General features: G+C 72.7%; 14 protein-coding genes and 1 tRNA gene. 6 read left to right on the forward strand and 9 right to left on the reverse strand.

Features of this window, described 5'->3' with window-relative positions:
- Positions 1 to 26: 26 nt before the first annotated feature.
- Complete coding sequence (gene pepN / locus BUE43_RS29885; RefSeq protein WP_073489685.1) at positions 27 to 2,591, reverse strand: aminopeptidase N; 2,565 nt, start codon at positions 2,589 to 2,591, stop codon at positions 27 to 29.
- A 186-nt stretch (positions 2,592 to 2,777) separates the two neighbouring features.
- Here pepN and BUE43_RS29890 point away from each other — a divergent pair, with 186 nt between their 5' ends.
- A complete protein-coding gene (locus BUE43_RS29890) occupies positions 2,778 to 3,401 on the forward strand; it encodes a mycothiol-dependent nitroreductase Rv2466c family protein (protein WP_073489686.1) in 624 nt (207 codons plus the stop codon).
- A 279-nt stretch (positions 3,402 to 3,680) separates the two neighbouring features.
- Positions 3,681 to 5,111, forward strand: coding sequence for an aldehyde dehydrogenase family protein (locus tag BUE43_RS29895; RefSeq protein WP_073489687.1), 1,431 nt, complete (start codon positions 3,681 to 3,683; stop codon positions 5,109 to 5,111).
- A gap of 76 nt (positions 5,112 to 5,187) precedes the next feature.
- Here BUE43_RS29895 and BUE43_RS29900 read toward each other — a convergent pair whose 3' ends face one another.
- From BUE43_RS29900 to aceE, 3 genes are all read right to left on the reverse strand, one after another.
- The gene (locus BUE43_RS29900) at positions 5,188 to 6,003 is read right to left on the reverse strand and encodes an MBL fold metallo-hydrolase (RefSeq protein WP_073489688.1); all 816 of its coding nucleotides are present in this window, start codon (positions 6,001 to 6,003) and stop codon (positions 5,188 to 5,190) included.
- Positions 6,004 to 6,406: 403 nt separating this feature from the next.
- The gene (locus BUE43_RS29905; protein WP_234996000.1) at positions 6,407 to 7,180 is read right to left on the reverse strand and encodes a 2-phosphosulfolactate phosphatase; all 774 of its coding nucleotides are present in this window, start codon (positions 7,178 to 7,180) and stop codon (positions 6,407 to 6,409) included.
- Between the two features lie 82 nt (positions 7,181 to 7,262).
- Complete coding sequence (gene aceE, locus BUE43_RS29910; protein WP_073489689.1) at positions 7,263 to 10,037, reverse strand: pyruvate dehydrogenase (acetyl-transferring), homodimeric type; 2,775 nt, start codon at positions 10,035 to 10,037, stop codon at positions 7,263 to 7,265.
- Between the two features lie 321 nt (positions 10,038 to 10,358).
- Between aceE and BUE43_RS29915 the strand changes: the two genes are divergently transcribed.
- The 3 genes from BUE43_RS29915 (at position 10,359) to BUE43_RS29925 (ending at position 11,484) form a co-directional block, all read left to right on the forward strand.
- On the forward strand, positions 10,359 to 10,793 hold the full coding sequence (locus tag BUE43_RS29915; protein WP_073489690.1) for a DUF3052 domain-containing protein: 435 nt from the start codon (positions 10,359 to 10,361) through the stop codon (positions 10,791 to 10,793).
- 105 nt (positions 10,794 to 10,898) lie between these two features.
- Positions 10,899 to 11,363, forward strand: a complete 465-nt coding sequence (locus BUE43_RS29920; protein WP_073489691.1) for a peroxiredoxin — start codon at positions 10,899 to 10,901, stop codon at positions 11,361 to 11,363.
- A gap of 49 nt (positions 11,364 to 11,412) precedes the next feature.
- A tRNA-Val gene (locus tag BUE43_RS29925) sits at positions 11,413 to 11,484 on the forward strand.
- Between the two features lie 334 nt (positions 11,485 to 11,818).
- Here the strand turns inward: BUE43_RS29925 and BUE43_RS29930 are convergent.
- A complete protein-coding gene (locus tag BUE43_RS29930; RefSeq protein ID WP_073489741.1) occupies positions 11,819 to 13,006 on the reverse strand; it encodes a Shedu anti-phage system protein SduA domain-containing protein in 1,188 nt (395 codons plus the stop codon).
- A gap of 38 nt (positions 13,007 to 13,044) precedes the next feature.
- On the opposite strand from BUE43_RS29930, the gene BUE43_RS33885 reads away from it, so the two are divergent.
- Entirely contained in the window at positions 13,045 to 13,386 is a 342-nt protein-coding gene (locus tag BUE43_RS33885; protein WP_143174487.1) for a hypothetical protein, read from the forward strand.
- A 29-nt stretch (positions 13,387 to 13,415) separates the two neighbouring features.
- Here the strand turns inward: BUE43_RS33885 and BUE43_RS29935 are convergent, their stop codons facing one another.
- The 4 genes from BUE43_RS29935 to BUE43_RS29950 all read right to left on the reverse strand — a co-directional run bounded on the left by BUE43_RS29935 (position 13,416) and on the right by BUE43_RS29950 (position 21,353).
- On the reverse strand, positions 13,416 to 14,123 hold the full coding sequence (locus BUE43_RS29935) for a TIGR02679 domain-containing protein (protein ID WP_073489692.1): 708 nt from the start codon (positions 14,121 to 14,123) through the stop codon (positions 13,416 to 13,418).
- Entirely contained in the window at positions 14,120 to 18,370 is a 4,251-nt protein-coding gene (locus tag BUE43_RS29940) for a TIGR02680 family protein (RefSeq protein ID WP_234996001.1), read from the reverse strand. Before BUE43_RS29940 ends, BUE43_RS29935 begins: the two co-directional genes overlap by 4 nt.
- Positions 18,371 to 18,425: 55 nt before the next feature.
- Positions 18,426 to 19,640, reverse strand: coding sequence for a TIGR02678 family protein (locus BUE43_RS29945; protein ID WP_073489693.1), 1,215 nt, complete (start codon positions 19,638 to 19,640; stop codon positions 18,426 to 18,428).
- Between the two features lie 69 nt (positions 19,641 to 19,709).
- Entirely contained in the window at positions 19,710 to 21,353 is a 1,644-nt protein-coding gene (locus BUE43_RS29950) for a DUF2397 domain-containing protein (RefSeq protein WP_234996002.1), read from the reverse strand.
- Positions 21,354 to 21,456: the final 103 nt, after the last annotated feature.

Below are 21,456 nucleotides of genomic sequence, written 5' to 3' on the forward strand. Positions count from 1 at the left end.
GCTGGGGAGACCCACCACCGAGCGCGTCAGGAGCGGTCGAAGGCGCGGGCCGCCAACGCCCGTTCGATACCCGAGCTGCCCTCGGTCACCAGCCGCCGCAGCGCCGGCGGGTGCTCCTCGACCAGCCACTGGTGGGCCGCCGTCAGCGTGGACCGGTCCACCGCCCACGCGGGGAACAGCCCGACCACGGTGGGCTGGGCGCGCTCGCTGGAGCGCCGCTGCCACACCCCGTCGACGTCGGCGAAGTAGCGCTCGACGTACGGGGCCAGCAGCTCCTTCTGCGCCGGGTGGGAGAACCCGCTGATGATCGCCTCGTTGACGGCGTTGGGCAGCTCGTCGTCGTGCACCGCCCGCCGCCACGCCTCGGCCTTGGCAGCCGCGGTCGGCACCAGCGCCCGCGCCCGCTCCGCCTGCCGGCGGCCGGTCGCGGTGCGGTCCCGCTCCTCCTCGGCGGCGATCTCCGCCTCGCCCGCCGCGCCGTGCGCGACCAGTGCCTGCAGCAGCCGCCACCGCAGGTCGGTGTCCACCACCAGGCCGGGCAGCGGAGCGGAGCCGTCGAGCCAGCCCCGCACGGTCGCGACCTGCTCCGCCCCCAGCACCGAGCTGGACAGGGAGTTGACGAACGCGAGCTGGTGGTCCGAGCCGGGCTCGGCGGCCACGGCCAGCTCCAGCACGCGGGTGGAGAACCGGCGCCAGCCCTCGGCCGTCCACGTCGGGTCGGTGTAGGAGTTCAACGCGGTCTGCGCCTGCAGCAGCAGCCGCTGGACCACGCCCACCTCGCTCTCGCCGCCCACGCCGCCGAGCACCAGGGTGACGAAGTCCCTGGCCTTCAGCTCGGCCTCCCGGGTCATCTCCCACGCCGCCGACCAGCACAGGGTGCGCGGCAACGGGTCGGCGATGTCGCCGATGCGGTCGACCAGCGTGGCCAGCGACTCCGGGTCCAGCCGCATGGTGCAGTAGGTCAGGTCGTCGTCGTTGACCAGCACGAGCCGGCCGCGGGGCACGCCGACCAGCTCCGGCACCTCGGTGCGGTCGCCGGAGACGTCCAGCTCCACGCGGTGCGTGCGCACCAGCTTGCCGGTCTCCGGGTCCTCGTCGTACACGCCCACGGCCAGGCGGTGCGTCCGCAGCTCGCCCTTGCCCGGCCGCGCCGGGCTCTGGAGCACCGCGAACTCGGTGAACCGGCCCTCGGCGTCGACGGCGAACCGCGGCCGCAGCATGTTCAGGCCGGTGGTCTCCAGCCACTGCGCGCTCCACCACGACAGGTCGCGGCCGGAGGCCGCCTCCAGCGCCGACAGCAGGTCGGCCAGGGTGGCGTTGCCCCACGCGTGCTTGTCGAAGTAGACCCGCAGCCCGGCGAGGAAGTTCTCCAGCCCGACGTAGGCCACCAGCTGCTTGAGGACGCTGGCGCCCTTGGCGTAGGTGATGCCGTCGAAGTTGACCTCCACCGCCTGCAGGTCGGGGATGTCGCAGGCGATCGGGTGGGTCGAGGGCATCTGGTCCTGGCGGTAGGCCCACGCCTTCTCGATGCTGGCGAACGTGGTCCACGCGTGCCGGTACTCGGTGGCCTCGGCCTGCGCCAGCACGCTCGCCCAGGTGGCGAACGACTCGTTCAGCCACAGGTCGTCCCACCACCGCATGGTGACCAGGTCGCCGAACCACATGTGCGCCATCTCGTGCAGCACGGTCTCGGCGCGCCGCTCGTACATGTAGGAGGTCACCCGGCTGCGGAAGACGAAGTCCTCCAGGAAGGTGACGCAGCCGGCGTTCTCCATCGCGCCCGCGTTGAACTCCGGCACGAAGCACTGGTCGTACTTGCCGAACGGGTAGCGCACGCCGAAGGCGCGGTGGAAGAAGTCGAAGCCCTGCTTGGTCTCGGTGAACAGCCGCTCGGCGTCCATGTGCTCGGCCAGCGACGCGCGGCAGTACAGGCCCAGCGGGATCGTGCCCTCGGCGTCGGTGAACTCGTCGCGCCACTCCGCGTACGGGCCGGCGACCAGGGCCACGAGGTAGGTCGACATCGGCTTGGTGGTGGCGAAGACGTGCCGCACGGCGCCCCCGGCCGCGGGCTCGGTGCGCAGGGCCGGCGCGTTGGAGATCACCTTCCAGTCCGCCGGCGCGACGACCGCGAGGTCGTGGACCGCCTTGAGGTCGGGCTGGTCGAAGCAGGCGAACATGCGCTTGGCGTCGGCCGTCTCGAACTGGGTGTACAGGTACACCCCGCCGTCCACCGGGTCGACGAACCGGTGCAGGCCCTCGCCGGTGTTCATGTACCGGCAGTCCGCCCGGACCAGCAGCTCGTTCCGCTCGGCGAGGTCGTGCAGGACGATCCCGTCGTCCTCGCGGTAGTCGGCGACGTCGAGCTCGACGCCGTTGAGCACCGCCCGGTCCACGCCGGCGGCGACCAGGTCGATCCAGCTCGACGCGCCGGGCCGCCGGCCGCGGAAGCGCACGGTGGTGGTGGAGCGGAAGGTGCCCTCGCCGGGGCGTCCTGCGCCGTCGGTGAGGTCCAGCTCGACGGTGTAGGACTCCACCTCCAGCAGCTCGGCGCGTTGCCGCGCCTGCTCACGGGTCAGGTTCGGGGCCGCCACGTTCCACCTCGTTCGTCCACGTCGAGTCGTTTCCGCGCGCATCCAATCACGATCCGTCCCGAGGGCGCGCTCTGGTTCCGGTGGGAACACGGGCGCGCGGCCGGTGGTTGAACGTGCATGGAGCGCCCCGGGTGGGGTGCGCACCGTCCGACAGGACTGTCGTGCTGTGAACGGAGAGGCCGGCTCATGACCGCTGCGACCCCTGACCACCGCTTCCGGGTGGACCTCTGGTTCGACCCGCTGTGCCCGTGGGCCTGGATCACCTCCCGCTGGCTGCTGGAGGTGGAGCGGGTTCGGGACATCGACCTGAACTTCCACGTCATGAGCCTGGCCGTGCTCAACGAGGGCCGGGACCTGCCCGCCGAGTACCGGGAGCTCATGGACCGGGCGTGGGGGATGGTGCGGGTCGCGGTCGCCGCCGCCAAGCACCACGGCGAGCAGGTGCTGCGCCCGCTGTACACCGCGATGGGCGAGCGGGTCCACAACCAGGGTGTCCGGGACTACGACGTGGTGATCCGCGAGGCGCTGGCCGAGGTCGGCCTGCCCGCCGAGCTGGCCGCGGCCGCCACCGGCACGGACTACGACGAGGAGCTGCGGGCCAGCCACGAGCGGGGCATGGCCCCGGTTGGCATGGACGTGGGCACCCCGGTCATCCACGTGGACGACGTGGCGTTCTTCGGCCCGGTGCTGTCGCGGATCCCGCGCGGCGAGGACGCCGGCCGCGTGTTCGACGGCGCCCGGCTCCTGGCGGGCTACCCGCACTTCTTCGAGCTGAAGCGGACCCGCACCGAGGACCCGGTGTTCGACTGAGCCAACCCGGACCGGTGGCCGTGTCCACTGGTCCCCCGCTGGAAGGCGCGTCCCGGGTGCACCCCGGGCGCGCCTTCCGCGTTCTCCGGCCCGGAACGCCCGGTCGGGGGACTGGACGTGGTGCCAGCGGCCGGTGTCGGCGGGGCGCCGGGCGGACGGCCAGCACGACCGGGCACGGCGTGGCGAGTCCCACGGGCGGGTGGATGCGCACCCCCACACGGATGTGACAGTCTCGACGCTGTCTCAGCGTCAAGTGTTACAAGCCCACTGGGAGGATCCATGGCGGCTCCGGTCACTGCGCGCACCGACCACCTGATCGGCGGCGAGCGGATCACCGGCTCCGGGGAGCGGATCGACGTCGTCAACCCGGCGACCGAGGAGGTCATCGCCTCGGTCCCCGCCGGGACCGCGGAGCAGGCCGACGCCGCGGTGCGGGCCGCCGCCGAGGCGTTCCCGGCGTGGGCGGCCACCCCGGTCGCCGAGCGCGCCGCGATCCTGACCCGCGTCCGCGAGGGCATGAAGGAGCGGTTCGACGAGCTGGCCGCCACCATCACCGCCGAGGTCGGCACGCCGATCACCTTCGCCAGCAAGGTCCAGGTCCCCAACCCGCTCGGCATCACCAAGGCCGTGCTCGCCGAGCTGGCCGCCGGCTTCCCCGCCGAGGAGGAGATCGGCAACTCCCTGGTGGTCAGGGAGCCCGTCGGCGTCGTCGCGGCCATCACGCCGTGGAACTTCCCGCTTCAGCAGATCGTGGCCAAGGTCGTCCCGGCGCTGGCGGTGGGCTGCACGGTGGTGCTCAAGCCCAGCGAGGTCGCGCCGCTGACCGCCGGCCTGATCGCCGAGATCGTCGAGGCGGCGGGCGTGCCGGCCGGCGTGTTCAACATGGTGCACGGCACCGGCCCGGTCGTCGGCGAGGCGCTGGCCGCGCACCCGCTGGTCGACATGGTCTCGTTCACCGGCTCGACCCGCGCCGGGCGGCGCGTCTCCGCCGTGGCCGCCGAGACCGTCAAGCGGGTCGCGCTGGAGCTGGGCGGCAAGTCCGCCAACGTCATCCTGGACGACGCCGACCTCGTCAAGGCGGTCAAGCTCGGCGTCGCCTACTGCTACCTGAACAACGGCCAGGCGTGCACCGCGTGGAGCCGGATGCTCGTGCCCGCCGACCGGCACGACGAGGCGGTCGAGATCGCCGCCGCCACCGCCGCGAAGTTCGCGCCGGCCGACCCGGCCAGCCCGGACACGCGGCTCGGCCCGGTCGCCTCCGCCGCGCAGCGCGACCGCGTCGTCGACTACATCCGCAAGGGCGTCGAGGAGGGGGCCGCGCTGGCCTGCGGCGGCCCGGAGGCCCCCGAGGGCGTCGAGCGGGGCTACTTCGTGCGGCCCACGGTGTTCGGCGGCGTCACGCCGGAGATGACCATCGCCCAGGAGGAGATCTTCGGGCCGGTGCTGTCCGTGCTGCCCTACCGGGACGAGGACGAGGCGGTGCGCATCGCCAACTCCACCATCTACGGCCTGGCCGCCGGCGTGTTCTCCGCGGACAGCGAGCGGGCGCTGTCGGTGGCCCGTCGGCTGCGGGCCGGCTCGGTGGACGTCAACGGCGGCGCGTTCAACACCAGCGCGCCCTTCGGCGGCTACAAGCAGTCCGGCACGGGCCGTGAGTTCGGCCGGCACGGCATGGAGGAGTTCACCGAGGTCAAGGCGATCCAGCGCTGATCGCCGGAGCCGTCCGGCCGGTCGTCGGCATCCCGCGGGAGGGGAGCCGACGACCGGCCGGCCCGGCTGACCCGGGTCAGGCCCGGCTCGCGAGCACCCGGTCGAGGACCGGCCGGGTGACGTCCTCGGGGTAGGGGGAGCGGCGGAGCGCGGCCTCGACCGACAGCTCACCCGCCTCGACCGCGCGGATCAGGCCGGCGACCACCGTCAGCTCGTCGCGCTGTCCCTCCGTGAACGCCCGGTCGACCGGCTCCCCGTGCCCGGGGACCACGACCACGGGATCGAGGGCGAGCACGGCGTCCAGGGTGGACGGCCACTCCAGCGGGTGGGCGTCCCTGCCGATCAGCGGCGGCGCGCCCTGCTCCACCAGGTCGCCGGTGAACACCGTGGCCACGTCGGGCACGTGGACCACCACGTCGTTGTCGGTGTGGCCGCGCCCGGGATGCGTCAGGACTGCCGTCCGGCCGCCGAGGTCCAGTTCCACCCTCGGCGCCACCTCGCGGTCCGGCAGGACGAGCTCGGCGCGCAGCAGGGCGTCGGCCAGCTCCGGCTTGCCCTCGTCGCGGTAGCGCTGCGCCCACGCCTCGCGTTGCTCGTCGGCTGAGGAAGCCATCTCGTCGCGGCACCGGGGGTGCGCCCACACGTCGCAGGGGCGGAAGGCCGCGGTGCCGAAGAAGTGGTCCCAGTGCGCGTGCGTGATCATCACCGACCACGGCAGGGCGGTCACCTCCCGGACCGCGGCCGCCAGCTCCTCGCCCTGCGGGTCGTTGCCCCCGGTGTCGACCACCAGGCACCGCTCGCCCCCGACCACCAACCCGAGGGACTGGTCCAGCTCGACGTACCGGCGCACGAGCACCCCGTCCGCCACTTCCACCCAGCGCCCGCGTTCCATCCGCCCTGCCTCCCTGAAGCCCGTCTGCGCCCGCCATCCTCCCGGGGAGGCGATGCGTGTCCCATCCAACCTGTGACGGGTTCACGACGGTTCTGCGTTGTCTGCGAGGCCGACAGGGGCGGCGTTCGGGGGTCACCTGTATGAGGGGAGCCACGGTGGTGGTCGTATACGAAATACACGAGCGGTGCGGATTATCGCATTTCGTATACGAAAGGCTGCGCCGGCCGAGGTGGGACGACTTCGTATGCGATCGACGATGGTTGCGAAGCCGGCACCCGTCGCCCTCGATCTCTGCCCAGAAGTGTGCTGTCCAGTGCCGTATTTCGTATACGAAAGCCAGGACCCCGGGCGGCTGGTATTTCGTATACGATATCGCCGGCTCGCAGGAGGACTGGCGCGTGCGTCAGCCGTCCGTGTTCCCCCAGCGTGCCCACGCGTCGACGAACCGCCCCGCGACCAGCACCGGAGCGGTGTCGCTCGCGTCGACCTCCGCCGCCAGTGACACGTCGGCGGGCAGGCCGGCGTCGGCGAGCTCGCGTCCGGACACGCAGTCCCGCAACACCTTGGACAGCCGCGGGCGCGCCGCGTGGAACGCGTCGGCGGCGAGCACGGCCTCGGGGGAGGCCGGTGCTGCTCCCAGCCCGGCCAGCGCCGCGACGACCGCCCCCGCGCCGAGCAGGTCCTCGATCGCGGGCCGCAGTCCTCCCTCGTGCGTCGGCCCCCAGCGCTCGCCGGCCGGAACCACGCCGACCGGCCGACCGCCGGCCACGCGCAGCGCCGCCCCGGCGACGGCGCGGGCGTTGCGCAGACAACCCGCCAACGCGACGGCCCCCGACCCGGAGGCCGTCGTCGCGAGGGTGGCGCCGTTCGGCGAGGGGAGGGCCACCAGCGTCCCGGTTGGCAGCTCCGGCAACAGAGAGGGGCGGGGCGGGCTCATGTCGCCGGCCACGAACACCGCTCCGGCCCGCCCTGCCTGCTTCCGCGCGCGAAGCACCGAGCATCCGGCGGCCACCAGGAGATCCGTGGTGGTGCTGAAGCTCAGCACGTCGACCACGACCAGCGCGCCGCACGAGCGGCCCAGCACGTGGACGCCGTCCAGGCCCCACTCCAGGCGTACGGCGTACCCGTCCTGGTCGACCACGCGGAGATCCTCCACCAGCGAGGCGGGCCGCCGCACCGAGGTTTCGTCCCCCGGTGGACAGCCGGCGGCCCGCGCGTCACGGGGACACGCGGGCCGCTCGGCTCACCGCACCTGCCGGTCAGGCCACGCCCGGGTCGGACGTCTGCGGGCCGGCGGCCCGCACGTCGTCGATCCGGTAGCGCTCCGCCGCCTCGGCCACCCGGGAGCGGTCGACCTCGCCGCGCCGGGCCAGGGCGGCCAGCGTGGCGACGGTGATCGACTCGGCGTCCACCAGGAAGTGGCGCCGGGCCGCCGGCCGGGTGTCGGAGAAGCCAAACCCGTCGGTGCCCAGGGTGACCATGTCGGTCGGCACGTACGGCCGGATCAGGTCCGGCACCGCGCGCATCCAGTCGGAGACGGCCACGACCGGGCCGTGCGACTCGGCCAGCACGCGGGTCACGTACGGCACGCGCTGCTCCGCCCGCGGGTGCAGCAGGTTGTGCCGGTCGCACTCGACCGCCTCGCGGCGCAGCTCGCCCCACGAGGTCGCCGACCACAGGTCGGCCTGGACGCCCCACTCCTCGGCCAGCATCTGCTGCGCCTTGACCGCCCACGGCATGGCCACACCCGAGGCCAGCAGCTGCGCGCGCGGCCCAGAGCCCTCCGCCGGCCGGAACCGGTAGAGGCCCCGCAGCAGGCCCTCGACGTCGAGGCCCTCCGGCTCCGCCGGCTGCTGGTACGGCTCGTTGTAGATCGTGAGGTAGTAGAAGACGTCCTCGGCGTTCTCGCCGAACATCCGGCGCAGACCGTCCTTGACGATGTGCGCCACCTCGTAGGCCCACGCCGGGTCGTAGGACACCACGGCCGGGTTGGTGTGGGCCAGCAGCAGCGAGTGGCCGTCGTTGTGCTGGAGGCCCTCGCCGGTCAGCGTCGTGCGGCCGGCGGTGGCGCCCAGCACGAACCCGCGCGCCATCTGGTCGGCCGCGGCCCACAGGCCGTCACCGGTCCGCTGGAACCCGAACATCGAGTAGAAGATGTAGATCGGGATCATCGGCTCGCCGTGCGTGGCGTAGGCCGTGCCGGCGGCGGTGAACGACGCGGTCGAGCCCGCCTCGTTGATGCCCTCGTGCAGGATCTGGCCGCGCTCGCTCTCCTTGTAGGCGAGCATGAGCTTGGCGTCCACCGACGTGTAGAGCTGCCCGTGCGGGTTGTAGATCTTCTGCGTCGGGAACATCGAGTCCATGCCGAAGGTCCTGGCCTCGTCCGGGATGATCGGCACGAACCGCGGGCCGATCTCCGAGTCCTTGGCCAGGTCCTTGAGCAGCCGGACGAACGCCATCGTCGTGGCGACCTCCTGCTTGCCCGACCCGCGGCGGATCACGTCGTAGACCTTGTCGCCGGGCAGCACCAGCGGCTTGGCCTTGGCCCGCCGCTCCGGCAGGTAGCCGCCGAGCTGGCGCCGCCGCTCCTGCAGGTACTGGACCTCCGGCGCGTCCGGCCCCGGGTTGAAGTACGGCGGGCGGTACGGGTCGCGCTCCAGCTCCGCGTCGGAGATCGGGATGCGCAGCGTGTCCCGGAACTTCTTGAGGTCGTCCAGGGTGAACTTCTTCATCTGGTGCGTGGCGTTGCGGGCCTCGAAGGTCGGGCCCAGGCCGTAGCCCTTGATGGTCTTGGCCAGGATGACCGTCGGCTGGCCCACGTGCTCGCTGGCCGCCTTGTACGCCGCGTAGACCTTGCGGTAGTCGTGCCCGCCCCGCTTGAGGTTCCAGATGTCCTGGTCGCTCATCTGCGCCACGAGCTCCTTGGTCCGCGGGTCGCGGCCGAAGAAGTGCTCGCGGACGTAGGCGCCGTCGTTGGCCTTGTAGGTCTGGTAGTCACCGTCGGGGGTGACGTTCATCAGGTTGACCAGGGCGCCGTCGCGGTCGCCGTGCAGCAGCGAGTCCCACTCGCGGCCCCAGATCACCTTGATGACGTTCCAGCCCGCGCCGCGGAAGAACGCCTCCAGCTCCTGGATGATCTTGCTGTTGCCGCGGACCGGGCCGTCCAGCCGCTGCAGGTTGCAGTTCACCACGAAGGTCAGGTTGTCCAGGCCCTCGTTGGCCGCGACGTGCACCAGGCCGCGCGACTCCGGCTCGTCCATCTCGCCGTCGCCGAGGAAGGCCCACACCCGCTGCTGCGAGGTGTCCTTGATGCCGCGGTCGTGCAGGTACCGGTTGAACCGGGCCTGGTAGATCGCGTTCATCGGGCCGAGGCCCATCGAGACGGTCGGGAACTCCCAGAAGTCCGGCATCAGCCGGGGGTGCGGGTAGGACGGCAGACCGCCGCCAGGACCGGCGTGCGAGTACTCCTGGCGGAAGCCGTCGAGCTGCTCGGCGCTGAGCCGGCCCTCCAGGAACGCCCTGGCGTAGACGCCGGGGGAGGCGTGGCCCTGGACGAAGATCTGGTCACCGCCGCCGGGGTGGTTCTTGCCCCGGAAGAACCAGTTGAAACCGACCTCGTACAACGACGCCGAGGAGGCGTAGGTCGAGATGTGACCACCGACACCCACGCCGGGGCGCTGCGCCCGGTGGACCGTCATCGCGGCGTTCCACCGGATCCACGCCCGGTAGCGGCGCTCGGTCTCCTCGTCGCCGGGGAACCAGGGCTCCTGCTCGGTGGGGATGGTGTTGACGTAGTCGGTGCTGGTCAGCGAGGGGACACCGACCCGGTTCTCCCTGGCGCGCTCCAGCAACCGGAGCATCAGGTAACGGGCGCGCTGCTGGCCGGAACCCTCCAGCATCGCGTCGAAGGACTCCAGCCACTCGGCCGTCTCCTCCGGGTCGATGTCCGGGAGGTGGGCGGCCAGTCCGTCGCGGATGACGCGCACCCGCTCCGGGGTGCCCGCGCTACCGGCGCCGTTGTTCTGCGGGGCCAAGGGTTCTCCTCGCCTGCGTCGTCGACTTGTGCACGGATAGGCAGGTGCCCATCCGGTCCATCATCCCTCTTATCGCGCGCGCGTAGCGAGCGGGTGCGACGTTACTCGCGGGTAACTGCCAATCGGCCGATCGAGGGTGATCGACTCGCTTCGCCGTGCTCCTGGGCAAACCCGTCCGGCGTGTCCCGGGCTGAGCGGTTGCGCAGGTGGCCACTGCCAGTGTTCGCTAACCGCGACCGATTTCGACCGACAGGTGCGGCGGCCACCTGCCCCACGGGTAGCGGTGCCGCCGCACTGGCGCACTAGGAGGAGTGAGAAGGCGTGGTCGCCGCGGGAGACGCCGGCAAGATCGGTGTCGCCGAGAAGCTCGGCATCGAGCCTGACATGGTGGTCCAGGAGCTCGGCTGGGACGAGGACGTCGACGACGAGGTCCGAGCCGCCATCGAGGAACGGTGCGGGAGCGAGCTCCTCGACGAGGACGCCCAGGACGTGATGGACGTCGTCCTGCTGTGGTGGCGGGAGGGCGACGGCGACCTGGCCGACGACCTGGTCGACGCGATCGGCCCGCTCGCGGACGAGGGCGTGGTCTGGGTGCTCACCCCCAAGACCGGTCGACCGGGCTACGTCGAGCCCAGCGACATCGCCGAGGCGGCCAAGACCGCCGGCCTGTCGTCGACCTCCGCCGTCTCGGTGTCCGACGACTGGTCGGGGACCCGGCTGGTCGGGGCGAAGGCGAAGCCGAAGTCCAAGCGCTGAGACGCGGACCGACCGGCCGACCGTGCCGGACCGGGCCAGCCTCTAGGCTGGCCGGTGTCAGCCGTGGGACCAGCCCAGCCACGAGACCAAGAGGAGAGTGCTTCCATGCCGATCGAGGTCGGTGCCGAGGCCCCGGACTTCACGCTCCCGGACTTCAACAAGGAGCAGGTCACCCTGTCCTCCTTCCGGGGCGAGAAGAACGTGCTGCTCGTGTTCTACCCGTTCGCGTTCAGCGGGATCTGCCAGGGCGAGCTCTGCCAGGTCCGGGACGAGATCGCCGAGTTCCAGAACGACGACGTGCAGGTGATCGGCGTGTCCGTGGACACCCCGTTCAGCCTCAAGGCGTGGGCCGAGCAGCAGGGCTACGCGTTCCCGCTGCTGTCGGACTTCTGGCCGCACGGTGAGGTCGCCAAGGCCTACGGCGTGTTCAACGACAAGGCCGGCATGGCCAACCGGGGCACCTTCCTGCTGGACAAGCAGGGCGTCGTCCGGTTCGCCGAGGTGAACCAGCCGGGCGAGGCCCGCGACCAGAGCGCCTGGAAGAAGGCGATCGCGTCGCTGTCGGCCTGACGGCTTCCCGACGGGGGCCGGTGGTCACCACCACCGGCCCCCGTCGCCCGGGCGCATAGCTCAGCGGGAGAGCACTCGCCTTACAAGCGAGGGGTCGCAGGTTCGAACCCTGCTGCGCCCACGTCCTCGGGGGACGTGTGTCCGCCGAAAGCGCGGACCGGGTCGTCCGTCCTTCATTGGGGGGCCGAGCCCCCAAACCCCCACGGTGCGCGCTCCTCCCGACCCAGCAGCGCATTTCGCACTTCACCAGCGACCTGCCGGGCCGCACCCTTCGTCAAGATCTGCGGAAGAGGTGTCCCGCCAGGCCTGCGGTTCTTGCTGTCGGCCATGTCTTCGCTCTGCTGAACCTTAGTGTTTGTCTCTGAATGAACCACGGCTCCTGCCGGTCTGTTTCCTTCGGAATGCGAGCGACGGGATTCAGATCTGGTCTTTCAGTAGGTTGCTGAGGTCTTGGATCATGTAACGTCCTCGTCTAGCGCGAGAGTTCGCTCGGCTGCATCGATCAGCTCCTGATAGGTGATTACCTCAACTCTGTTCAGAGCGGCGTTGTAGGTTCGGAGCGCGTCCGCGATCTCGTCTGCCCTGTACTCCGGGTTGACGAATTTGGGGTGGCCGATCAGTACGGTCGCGAAGGTGCGTCGGCACTCGATGCCGTGATCGGTGAGGATCGCAGGGCGGTGCTCGTCCAACGACCGCAGGTAGTTAGCTGCCTGAGAAACCGCTCGATGTACGTCGGCCCCGACCGCGCAGTGGGAGCGAATCCGCTCCACCAGATGGGGCACTTTTGCCCTCTTCAGCTCGACCACATGCAGCGAACCGTCGCCACGCAGGAGAGGTATATCGATCTCGTCGACTGTGGTGAGACGTCGTCGAGAAAGCTCTTTAACGTAACGTCCGCCAAAAATCCAGCTTTGTTGCTGGAGCTCTTTATGGATATCGCTTTCGCTGGCTTCTGGGTCTTCGACGACTGTTCTTAGCTGATCGAGCGCCGCTCTCCTCCGTCTCCGCTGAACCGCAGTAGCAATGAGTTCCGCGCCCGGTATGTCTGCAATCTCTTCGGCGAGATCGAGAAAGTTCGATTGGTCTTCGGGTTCATTGAGGACGAGTTGTACGCGCCGGAACCAGGTGAGGTAGTGTCGTTCCTGCCAGCGAATCTTAACTCCGCCATGTGAATCTTCGCCAACGGACCAACGTTCCATCATGTTGGCTACCTTGCTGAGCCACTGTTGTGCGTCCCGTGCGCTTGCGTCTGGTTGATCCTTGAGAAACTCTGTGAGCAGCTCGCTGGAGCGACGCAGTCCGACCTCAAGGAGCATGCGCGTGAACTTCTCTTCGGACTGCCTCCTCTCGGGAACATATCTCGTCTCCAAGAGGGCCAGAGGGATCTCTCCGGCGGCGTACTCGGCGAAGTCGGTCAGTCGGCCGCTGATGTTTCCGTGCTCCCGACTGGAAGCGGCTCGTGAAGCGTTTAGCAGGTGGTTGACAAGGTGCTTTCCTCGCTGGTATCGGCGGCCGCTCGAGCCCGTTTCATCCGTAATGAAGTTGATTGCCTTATCAATATGATCGCGGACCTCGGCTGTGCTTGCCAACTCGCGCGTCTCTTGGAGCAGCTTCAGGAGAGTGAAGCCTGTTCGGTACCCCATGGGGCGAGTGTCCCACATCCGAAGGTTAGGCTGTGGGCATGTCTTCGAACGTTGGGTCAGAGTTGCGTCAACTGCTGACTGAAATGAGTGGTCACCGCATTGCTGATCGTGACTACGTTGCTTATTTCGTCAATGAGTGCGGAGAGCGGATGATCTTCGTGCGGGAGCCGGGGAAGCAGCACGGAGTCTTCCTGCACTCCGATCTAGACTGGGAACCAAAGCTGGTGGAAGGGCCCCCGACGGCCGGAGCGAACGCTCAGGAGGTTCCCCCAACGGTGCGGCAGTTTCTTGGAGATGTTCCGGTGCTCGGTGATGTCATTCTCAATCAACCAGAAGCGTTGTGGCTCAAAGCTTGCCTTGCCGCAAGTGAGAGGTGGTGAGGTTCCGGAGTGTCAAGCCTGAAGGGACTTCAATGCCTGGAGGCTGACGCAGATGGAGTGACTGGCGAGGGCTGGTCGGTGACGCCGCAGTGGGTCCAGAGGTGGAGGCGGTCGGTGGTGGACTGGGGGTGGGGGAGGCCGTGGGCGAGGGCGGCGGCTCGGAGGACCTCGCGGTGGAGGGCCTGGCGGGCTGGTTCGTCGAGGGCCGCGACCTCGGGGAGGGCGGCCAGCTCGGAGCGGGAGATCGGGCGGGGCGGTGGGGTGGACGGGTCGAGGTGGAGGAGGGCGAGGACGGCGGCGGCCGGGGCGGCGAGGACGGCGAGGTCGGGCGGGAGGAGCTTGCCGTAGCGGTAGACGCCGTCGATCCACGGGGCGACCCAGTGTTCGTCGGCGAGGCCGTGGTTGGCCAGGGCGGCGCGGAGGAGTGCCTCGGTGCGGTGCCAGCGCTCGTCGCCGGGGCGGCCGACGGAGGCGGCGGCGACGGGTGTGCCGTGCACCTCGGCCAGGACCTGGTCGAGGTCGAGGCCGTGGGTGGCGAGTCGGTCGCGCAGGACTCGGAGGGAGATCGAGATGCGGCCGGGGTGGCGCAGTGGGCGCCCGAGGAGGGCGCCCACCGCGTCCGCCGTGGCCTGGTCGGGGATCTCCAGGCGCAGCGCCGTCCGGTTCTCGGCGAGGGCGTCGCGGGCCAGTGCCCAGAGCCCGGCCAGTTCGGGCTGGGACGGCTTCACGGTGGTCACAGGTCCTCGCGGTCCAGGCCGGCGCCGTCCCAGGTGGTGTGGGTGCAGGCGATGCCGCGTCCGGTCTTGGGACGCAGCACGTCGTAGATGTGCATGCGGGGGATCTTCGGGGAGACGCCCCAGCCGCTGGGCCAGGTGATGATCCAGTCCATGTCCAGGTCGACGAGCAGGCCGAGCAGCCGGGCGATGGTCGGGTCGTCGAGGCGCTCGAACGCCTCGTCCAGGAGCACGAGCCGCAGCGGGCCGGCCAGGCCGCCCTCGGGCGCGCCCTCGCCCGCCGGCGAGGCGCCCACGGCGTCGTAGAAGGACGCGGCGGCCGCGAACAGGGTCACGTAGGACACCAGGCGGGTCTCGCCGGAGGAGAGCTGGCGGAGTCGGCGGTCGCGGGGGCGGCCGTCGGGGCCGGTGTCGCGCACCCGGACGGTGAACGAGTACCAGGAGCGGTAGTCCAGGGCGCGGGCCAGGATCTCGGCGTAGCCGGCGGAGTGGGCGTCCCGCTCGGCCTCGATCCGCTCGGTGAAGACCCGCCGCAGGGCGTCGTCCTGCTCGCTGGTGCGCTGGGCGAACGGCATCCGGACCAGGTCCAGGGCCTGCCGGGTGCCCTCGTCCAGGGCCGCCGACGGCCGCCACTCCAGCCGGACGTGCACGCCCTGGCTGGACCGGGCCCGCTCCAGGACGTCGTTCATCCGCCGGCACAGGTCCTCGGCGACCGCGATCTGGCCGCGCAGCCGCTCGGCGAGGTCGCGGATCAGGTAGGTCGCGAAGATCTCCTGGTAGCGCTCGCCCAGGTAGCCGCGCTGCTCGGCGAGCCGGGTGGCGACCCGGTGCGCGGCCTCGGCCACCGGCCGCGGCCCCTCCTCGCCGGTCACGGTCACGGTCAGCACGCCGGCGTACGTCTCGGCGGCGATGTCGTGCGTGCCGGCCAGCGCGGTCTGCAACGCCTGGAGCTTGGTGATCACCGTGCCCTCGCTGGCCACCCGCTGGTCGGGCGCGGCGGCCACCGCGGCCAGTGCGGCGTCGAGGTCGTCCAGCGGCGGACCGGCCAGGTCGGCGTCCTCGGATCCGGCTCCGGCTCCAGCCGGGTCCTGGGTCGAGTCGGTGTTCGCGTCCGTCGCGGTGGCCAGGCCGACCGCCGCCGCCCACACGCCCGGTGCGGTGAGCGTGGCCCGGAAGCCCTCCTCGGCGCGGAGCGCGTCGTCCTCGCGCCCGCCGAGCTGGCCGCGCCGGGTCTCCAGCAGCGTCTCGGCCTTGGTGACCTGCTCCCGCAGGCTCGCCACCCGCTCGCGCGCGGCGGGCAGGTCGCGGCGGAGCTGGCGGCGCTGCTCCTCCAGCGCGGCGAGCTGGTCGGCCACCTGCTGCGCCTCGCCGCCGACCGCCCCGGTGAGCTCGGTGAGCGCCGCGGCCTGTTCGGCGTACTCGACGCAGGCGCGGTCGGCGGCCGTCTCGGCCTCGATCCGGTCGGCCACCGCCGCGTGGTGGTGGTTCACCGCGTCGGTCAGGTCGGCGACGGTGCCGGCGCACCGCTCGACGAGCGTGTCGCGGAGCTGCTCGACGCTGTGCCGCGCCTGCTCGGCCGCGCGGTGCGCGCGCTCCAGCTCGGCGGTGTCCGCGGCGAGCCCGGCCTCGGCGGTGTCCCTGGCCAGCTCGCCGGAGGCCGCCGTCCACCGCCGCTCGGCCTCGCGGTGCTGCTCGCGCAGCGTGACCGAGCGGCGCTCGGCCTCCGCGGCGGCCTCCCGGGCGCTGGCCAGCGTGGCGTGCGCGGCGATCAGGTCGCCGTCGTCGGGGAAGGCGTCCAGGTGCCGCTGCCACGTGGTGGTGACCGCCCTGGCGTCCTCCATCTCGTGCTGGGCGGCGGCCAGCTCGCCGCGCAGCACGTCCAGCTCGTCCTCCAGCGCGGAGATCCGCCGCTGGCGGGCCGCCTCCCGCGCGCCGGCGCCGACGTACTCCGCGGCGTCCTTGCGCCAGGCCCCGGTGAGGACGCCGGCGCTCCACTGCCCGAGCGTGGAGACCGCCAGGCCGCCCGTGGGCTCGTCGGAGAGCGCGACCGCCGCGAGGACGCCCCGGACCACCTCGGCCGGCACCGGGCAGCCGGGCTCCGGCGCGGGCGTGAGCACGTCGGCCAGGCTCGGCCCGGCCACGGCGGGGGCGGTGACGGCGAGCAGGTCGGCCAGCTCGGGGTCGGCGACCTGGCCGTCGGCGGTGACCCAGGCGGTGAGCAGGCCGCTGGCCTGCAACGCCGCCTCCAGCCCCGCCCGGCGCTCCTCGGCGAGCGAGTCGGCGAAGTCGACGAGCCGGTAGAACGGCGCGCCGGCGCCCGGGTCGCGCTCGGCGGTGGCGAACGGCGGACGGGCCGGCTCGGACTGCACGCCGCCCCGCAGGGCCCGCAGCTCGGCGTCCCGCTCGGCGATCGCCCCGCGCGCGGTGTTCACGGTCTGCTCCGCCGCCAACAGCTGCTGGGCGGCGATCCGCTGGTGCGGGGTCGCCCACTGCCGCACCGACTCGCGCGCGGAGCGGGAGGCGGTGCGGGTGGCGACCAGCTCGTCGGCGGTCGGCAGGACCGGCCGGTCGGCCGCCGGCAGCTCGGCCAGCGGGCCGACGCCCAGCCAGCCGGCGCACTGCTCCAGCCACACCGCGGCGGCGTCGGCCAGCCGCTGGCCCGCCTGGTTGCGCCGGCCCGCGGCCTCGGTGGCGGCGATCTGCGCCTCGCGGGCGCCGCGGTGCAGCTCCTCGACCCGGGTCCGGTGCCGGTCCAGCTCGACGGCGCGGTGCCGCAGGGCGTCGGTGAGCGCGGCGCGCTGCCGCGCGGCGGCCACCGCCCGGCCGGCCTGGTCGGCCGCCGCGTCGAGGGCGGCCAGCAGGGCCGCGGCGTCGACGGCCGGCGGCATCCGCCGCTCGATGGGCAGCGGGTCGGCGTCGGCGTCCGGCTTGGCCCGCACCTCGTCGGCGAGCACGGCGGCGTCCGCCGCCGGCGCCGCGGGCGGGCGCGGGCAGGCCGAGGCGTCCAGTCCGGCGCCGGCGAGCTGCTCCCGCCCGCGTTCGGCCAGCGCGTCGGCCGCGCCGGTGTCTTGGGCGAACCGGCGCAGCACCGCCAGCACCGAGTCGACCGAGCGGTCCTCCTGGGCCCGCTGGCGCGCCGCCGCGTCCAGCGCGGTCTCGGCCGCCGTCCTGGACCGCGCCACGAGCTGCTCCCGGTCCTGGAGGTCGCGCAGGTCGCGGTAGACCGGGGACGACTTCACCGCGTCGATCCGGGTCTCCAGCCGGCCCTCGGTCGCCTCCATCGCCGCGACCTCGGCGTCGGCCTCCGCCCGCTGCCGGCGCGCCGTCTCCAGCCGCTGCGTCTGCCGGTCCACGTCGCTCCGCAGCGACGCGAGGCTGTCGCGGGCGCCGGTGAGCCGGTCGCCGGCGGCGCGCAACTGGGCCAGCGCGTACCCCCGGTAGCTGGACAGGAACGCGCCCAGCGCGCTGTCGGCCCTGGTCAGCCGGGTGATGTTGGTGCGGATCGACTCCAGGTCCTCGAACGAGGTTGCGAGCTGCTCGACGAGGCCGGCGTCCAGCGGCGGCAGCGCGTCGGTGAGGATCTGCTCCAGTTGGCCCTCCAGCACCTTCAGACCCACGTCGGGGTTGCGCAGGGTGCGCTGGAGGTGGAGCAGGTCGGAGTACCGCGCCGCCGGCACGCCGTAGACGGTCTCGGCGATCTTGGCGCGGAACGGGGCGTCCTCCAGCACGCAGTCGGCCCCGAGGGCGTCGCGGAGCTGGGCGGGCCCGAGCGGCACGCCGTCCGGGCCGACCAGCCGCAGGTCCACGCCCACCCGCTCGGCGGTCACGAACCGCCAGGAGTCGGTGATCTGCTGGGAGGTCTTCGACGCCTTCACGCCGATGCCGCAGGTCAGGTACTCGGCGTCGGGCTCGTCGACCCCGCCGGTGGTCCCGCCGCCGGCCCCGCCGTTGGCGCCGACGCGGCGCAGCTCGATCCACGCGTAGCCGATGCGGTTCGGCCCGCCGTCGTAGTCGTCCAGCATCAGCCGTCGGATGCTGACCGTGTCGAAGCCCTTGGAGCCGAGCTGCCGCAGGTCGCCGTCCAGGCACAGCGGCAGCAGCAGCTCCAGCGTCCGCGACTTGCCCGAGCCGTTGGTGCCCTGGAAGATCGCCCGACCGCCGGAGAAGTCGAAGGTCTGCTCGGCGTACTGCCAGACGTTGACGATGCCGCCCCGGTGCAGCTGCCAGCGGGGGCTCACGCTCGTCGTCACTTGGGATCTCCTCGTGGGGCCGCGCCCGGCCGTCGTGGGGCCGGCCGCGGGGCCGTCAGATGCTGAACAGGGACCAGTTGGCGGGTTCGGGTTCCGGCGCGGGCGTCGGCTCGGCGGCGCCCTGGCGGGTCGGGGTGTCGTCCGGCTCCGGCTCCCAGCGGTGCGCGGCCGGGCTGAGCAGCCAGGTCCCCGGCTCCTCGGTGGGGGTGGCGAGGCCGACGCGGGTGAGCAGGGTCAGGACCTCGCCGGTCAGGGCGTCGAAGTCCTCGGTCGCCTGCCGCGACCACGCCGCCGGGTAGTCCTCGACCAGGCGGGCGCACTGCTCGCGGACCCGCTCGACCCGCACCGGGTGCCGCCCGTCCTGGCGGGCGTCGCCGTCGCGGAGCTCGCGCAGGGCCAGCAACGCGATCCGCGCGACCGTGCCGGGGCCGGGGAAGGCCAGGTCGGTCAGGTACTCCTCGGGGTCGGCGGTGAGCACGCCCTCCACCCGGGTCTCGGTGACCAGGCCGAAGCACCGCTCCAGCACGACGGACTCCCGCCGGTGGTGCCGGCGCAGCCACGCCGACTGCTCCTCGGTCAGGTCCGAGTGCAGCACCACCGGGTTCTCCACCAGCCGCCGGCGCACGACGTGCTCGACGCCGCGCGGGCCGGGGCGCGCGGCCAGTTCGACCAGCGCCTCGGGAGTGGACGCCTCGGTGAGCGGGCCGGCGAGCAGCAGGCCGAGCACGTCGGTGTCGATGGTGATCAGGGCCTCCACCGGGGCGTCGCCGGTCCAGGGCGCCACGGTGCCCTCGGTCTCGCTGATCACGCCCATGGCGAGCAGGTGCCGGAGCGCGGCGGTGAGCGCGCGGCGGTCGGCCTGGTCGTCCACCACCGCGACGCCCGCCTCGCCGGCGGCGGCGCGCACGTCGGCGACCAGCCGGGACAGCAGCACCTGCCGGCCGACGCCGGTCAACGCGGCCAGCGTGAGCGCCAGGTACGCGTAGCCGCGGGGCGACAGCGAGGGCTCACCCCGCGTCGGGTCGTCGCCGGGGCCGGTCTTGTAGAGCCGGGCGAACCGCCGCTCCACCACGAGCCGGTAGCCCAGCGCCACCGCGAACAGCTCCTGCAACGGCTCCCGGTGCCGGTAGACCAGCGGCAGCAGGTCGCCGTCCTGGCCGCCGGCGCGCAGCAGCGGCCGGCGCAGCAGCACGCGGGCGCAGCGGACGACGTTGGCCGCGTCGATGTCGGACAGCTTGTCCAGCACGTCCAGGGCGGGGTGGGCGCTCACCGGCGGACTCCCTCGGTGCTCCGCCGGGCCGCTCGCTCCCGGTCGTCCGTGGACGGAAGAGGACGGCGCTCACCCACGGTCGGCTCCCGAGGTCAGCTCGACCGCCGTGTCGTGCAGGGTGAGCACGCCACCGGCCGTCCTGATCCGGGTGGTGCGGCCGGCCTCGGGGACGACGGTCAGCCGCAGCCCGCGCACCGGGTCGGCGGCCGTTCCGGGCTGGTCGGTGCGCTCCCGCTGCGCCATCGCCAGGGTGAGCAGCTCGCACAGGACGCCGAGCGCGCCCGAGGACAGGCGTGCCGTGTCGAGCCGGGGCGCGGCCGAGGTCAGCTCCGCCACCGCCGCCGCGCGCCGCGCGTCGACCTCGCGGGCCTCCGCCAGCAGGGCCTGTTCCGTCATGGGGTCGTAGACGATCCGCGAGGTGCGGCCGCGCGCTCCGCGGTCGCCCCGGCTGCGCACGCTCACCGACACGTCCAGCACCGGGCCGTCCCGCCACGGCGTGTGCTCGTCGTCGCCGTCGTGGTCCGGGGCCGGCAGCAGGTGGCGCGCGGAGTGCAGGCCGAACGCCGCCGCGTACAGGGCGTGCGCCCGGTCGGCGCCGGCCCCGTCGAACCAGCCCGCGAGCCGCAGCAGCTCGGCGCGCCGGCCGGGCAGCAGGCCGCCGCCGGCCGTGGCCCGCTTCACGCTGGCCAGCAGCGAGCCGATCGCCCGGCTCGTGGCCTCCCGCAACGCGGTGACCTGGCTCGGCCGGCCGGGACCGTCCACGAACCAGTCGGTCAGCTCCCGCCAGTCGGCCGTCGACCGCCCCCGCGACCGCTCCACGGCGTCGCCGAGCGGCTCGGCCGGGCGCTGCGCGCCGAGCAGCCGCAGCAGCTCCGGGCGCGCCCCGGCCAGCGGGCCGGTCAGCGACTGCGCGATGGCGGGGGTGTGCCGCAGCACGTCCTCCACGACCATCTGGATGTACTCCACGAGCAGGTTGCGGAAGCCGGAGATCTCGTCGGGCGCGAGGTGGTGCCGGGTCAGCACCTGACCCAGGTAGGCGTAGAAGTCCCGCACGGTCGCGGCAAGCTCGGCGTGCTGGAGGAACAGCGTCGTGACCTGCTCGGCCAGCCGCTTGGCGAGCTTCCTGGCGGCGCGGGAGTGCGGGGCGTCCCGCTCGGTCCTCAGCGCGTCGGACAGGGTCGCCCCCAGCTCGGCGAGGCCGCGCTCGATGGCCGGCAGCAGCTCGCGGGAGACCTCGCGGGCGCCCTCGGGCACCCGCAGCAGCTCGTCGACGTCCCGCTGCACCCGCACCGCGAGCTTGCTCACCTGGTAGCGGGCGCTGCCGTGCTGGAACTCGGCGATGCTCGCGGCGACGGTCTCGCGGCGGCCGAGCACGAGGTTGCCCCACTCCACGAGCTGGCGCAGCCGGGGGATCACCGACTCGATGCGCGACTCGCCGGGGTCGATCCGGCCGGCGCGCTCGGCGGCGGCCAGCGCGCTCGCCACCTCGCCGGCCGACAGGTCGGCCAACAGGGTCGAGGTGAACAGCCGCATGATCTCCAGGTAGGTGCGCCGGTAGTCACGCGCGTCCAGGTACGCGTAGAGCCGCAGCCGGCGGTCCGTCCCGTGATCCGCCCCGACGTCGTCGGTGTCGCGGGCCGCGACGGCGTTGCCGGTGCCGTCGGTGTCGCCGGCGGCCTCCCGGACGACGAGCTCCCCCTGCTGCTCCCTCACGACGGGCAACCCTAACTTGCCGTCCCCTGTCAAGACGTCCCGCCGGCCGCCGCGCGCGGGTGGGGCGCTACGGTCCCTTCTTCGCACGGTCGCACCTGTGCGT

The organism is Streptoalloteichus hindustanus (assembly GCF_900129375.1).
Lineage (GTDB): Bacteria > Actinomycetota > Actinomycetes > Mycobacteriales > Pseudonocardiaceae > Streptoalloteichus > Streptoalloteichus hindustanus.

Bases quoted from the DNA above. Each gene is read 5' to 3' on its own strand.
- BUE43_RS29890 (WP_073489686.1), top strand. From the start codon at position 2,778: ATGACCGCTGCGACCCCTGACCACCGCTTCCGGGTGGACCTCTGGTTC.
- BUE43_RS29920 (WP_073489691.1), top strand. From the start codon at position 10,899: ATGCCGATCGAGGTCGGTGCCGAGGCCCCGGACTTCACGCTCCCGGAC.
- BUE43_RS29930 (WP_073489741.1), bottom strand. From the start codon at position 13,006: ATGGGGTACCGAACAGGCTTCACTCTCCTGAAGCTGCTCCAAGAGACG.
- BUE43_RS29900 (WP_073489688.1), bottom strand. From the start codon at position 6,003: ATGGAACGCGGGCGCTGGGTGGAAGTGGCGGACGGGGTGCTCGTGCGC.
- BUE43_RS29895 (WP_073489687.1), top strand. From the start codon at position 3,681: ATGGCGGCTCCGGTCACTGCGCGCACCGACCACCTGATCGGCGGCGAG.
- BUE43_RS33885 (WP_143174487.1), top strand. From the start codon at position 13,045: ATGTCTTCGAACGTTGGGTCAGAGTTGCGTCAACTGCTGACTGAAATG.